At 49.7% G+C, this 3,049-nt stretch carries 1 rRNA gene; it reads left to right on the top strand.

The window, feature by feature from the left end:
- Window positions 1-208 precede the first annotated feature (208 nt).
- Window positions 209-3,049, top strand: a 23S ribosomal RNA gene (locus A3O17_RS04720); the annotation flags it as partial.

The raw sequence follows: 3,049 nt of genomic DNA on the forward strand, positions 1-3,049 counted from the left end.
TCACCTCCTTTCTAAGGAATAATACGGAAACTGCACATGTTGAAACATTATTCAGTTTTGAGAGATCTACACTCTCGAAACTTGTTCTTTGAAAACTAGATAATAATTTATTTCTTTATAAAACCGAGAACACCGCGTTTTAAAGAGTTTAAAACAAGAAAAAGTTCTTAATCGCTAAACTCATAGACCACTATCATAAGATAGTTGAGGTTAAGTTATTAAGGGCGCATGGTGGATGCCTTGGCACTAGGAGCCGATGAAGGACGTGACTAACTGCGATAAGCTTCGGTAAGCTGTAAGTAAGCAATGACCCGGAGATTTCCGAATGGGGAAACCCAAAACCGTGAGGTTTTATCGCTAAGTGAATTCATAGCTTAGTTGAAGGAAGACGCGGGGAACTGAAACATCTAAGTACCCGCAGGAAGAGAAAGAAATTCGATTCCCATAGTAGCGGCGAGCGAAGTGGGAACAGCCCAAACCAAGAAGCTTGCTTTTTGGGGTTGTAGGACTGGACATTTGAGTTACCAAGAGATAACGTAGCTGAACGATCTGGGAAGATCGACCAGAGAAGGCAATCGTCCTGTAAGCGAAACGTTGTTTCCTCAGTCCAGGATCCTGAGTACGGCGGAACACGTGAAACTCCGTCGGAATCCGGGAGGACCATCTCCCAAGGCTAAATACTACCTAGTGACCGATAGTGAACCAGTACCGTGAGGGAAAGGTGAAAAGCACCCCGGGAGGGGAGTGAAATAGTTCCTGAAACCATGTGCCTACAAGTAGTCAGAGCTCGTTAATGAGTGATGGCGTGCCTTTTGTAGAATGAACCGGCGAGTTACGCTTGCATGCGAGGTTAAGGAGGAAAGTCCGGAGCCGCAGCGAAAGCGAGTCTGAAACGGGCGTTTCAGTATGTAGGTGTAGACCCGAAACCAGGTGACCTACCCATGTCCAGGTTGAAGGTGCGGTAAAACGCACTGGAGGACCGAACCTGTGTATGTTGAAAAATGCTAGGATGAGGTGTGGGTAGCGGTGAAATTCCAAACGAACTTGGAGATAGCTGGTTCTCTCCGAAATAGCTTTAGGGCTAGCCTCGGAGTAAAGGATCGTGGAGGTAGAGCACTGTTTGGACTAGGGGCTCATCAAGAGTTACTGAATTCAGATAAACTCCGAATGCCACAGATCTATATCCGGGAGTCAGACTGCGAGTGATAAGATCCGTAGTCGAAAGGGAAACAGCCCAGACCACCAATTAAGGTCCCTAAATATGTGTTAAGTGGAAAAGGATGTGGGATTGCATAGACAACTAGGATGTTGGCTCAGAAGCAGCCACCATTCAAAGAGTGCGTAATAGCTCACTAGTCGAGTGATCCTGCGCCGAAAATGTAACGGGGCTAAACACATTACCGAAATTGTGGATGCACGTAGTGCATGGTAGGAGAGCGTTCTAAGGGCAACGAAGCTAGATCGTAAGGACTGGTGGAGCGCTTAGAAGTGAGAATGCCGGTATGAGTAGCGAAAGATTAGTGAGAATCTAATCCACCGAATGACTAAGGTTTCCTGGGGAAGGCTCGTCCACCCAGGGTTAGTCGGGACCTAAGCTGAGGCCGAGAGGCGTAAGCGATGGATAACAGGTTGAGATTCCTGTACTATTAAGATCTGTTTGAACGATGGAGGGACGCAGGAGGCTAGAGAAGCGCACGGCTGGAAATGTGCGTCCAAGCAATGAGTTGGTAGCTGAGTCAAATGCTTAGTTGCGTAACAACAAGTTGTGATGGGGAACGAAATTAAAGTAGTGAAGAGATCGATGTCACACTGCCAAGAAAAGCTTCTAGTGAGGATCTTGATACCCGTACCGCAAACCGACACAGGTAGTCGAGGAGAGAATCCTAAGGTGAGCGAGAGAACTCTCGTTAAGGAACTCGGCAAAATGACCCCGTAACTTCGGGAGAAGGGGTGCTGACCTCCGGGTCAGCCGCAGTGAAAAGGCCCAGGCGACTGTTTATCAAAAACACAGGTTTCTGCAAAATCGTAAGATGAAGTATAGGGGCTGACGCCTGCCCGGTGCTGGAAGGTTAAGAGGATGAGTTAGCTTCGGCGAAGCTCAGAATTGAAGCCCCAGTAAACGGCGGCCGTAACTATAACGGTCCTAAGGTAGCGAAATTCCTTGTCGGGTAAGTTCCGACCCGCACGAAAGGCGTAACGATCTGGGCACTGTCTCAACGAGAGACTCGGTGAAATTATAATACCCGTGAAGATGCGGGTTACCCGCGACAGGACGGAAAGACCCCATGGAGCTTTACTGTAGCTTGATATTGGGTGTTTGTACAACTTGTACAGGATAGGTAGGAGCCATTGAAGGCGGAACGCTAGTTTCGCTGGAGGCGTTGGTGGGATACTACCCTCGTTGTATGAACACTCTAACCTGCGCCGGCAAACACGGCGGGAGACAGTGTCAGGTGGGCAGTTTGACTGGGGCGGTCGCCTCCTAAAAGGTAACGGAGGCGCCCAAAGGTTCCCTCAGAATGGTTGGAAATCATTCGCAGAGTGTAAAGGCAGAAGGGAGCTTGACTGCGAGACCTACAAGTCGAGCAGGGACGAAAGTCGGGCTTAGTGATCCGGCGGTTCCGTATGGAAGGGCCGTCGCTCAACGGATAAAAGCTACCCTGGGGATAACAGGCTTATCTCCCCCAAGAGTCCACATCGACGGGGAGGTTTGGCACCTCGATGTCGGCTCATCGCATCCTGGGGCTGTAGTCGGTCCCAAGGGTTGGGCTGTTCGCCCATTAAAGCGGTACGCGAGCTGGGTTCAGAACGTCGTGAGACAGTTCGGTCCCTATCCGTCGCGGGCGTAGGAAATTTGAGAGGATCTGTCCTTAGTACGAGAGGACCGGGATGGACATACCGCTGGTGTACCAGTTGTTCCGCCAGGGGCAGCGCTGGGTAGCTATGTATGGATGAGATAAACGCTGAAAGCATCTAAGTGCGAAACTCACCTCAAGATCGGATTTCCCATTCCGTAAGGAAGTAAGACCCCTGAGAGATGATCAGGTAG

The sequence above is a fragment of the Ligilactobacillus aviarius genome, from assembly GCF_001654615.1.
GTDB classification, from domain to species: Bacteria; Bacillota; Bacilli; order Lactobacillales; family Lactobacillaceae; genus Ligilactobacillus; species Ligilactobacillus aviarius_B.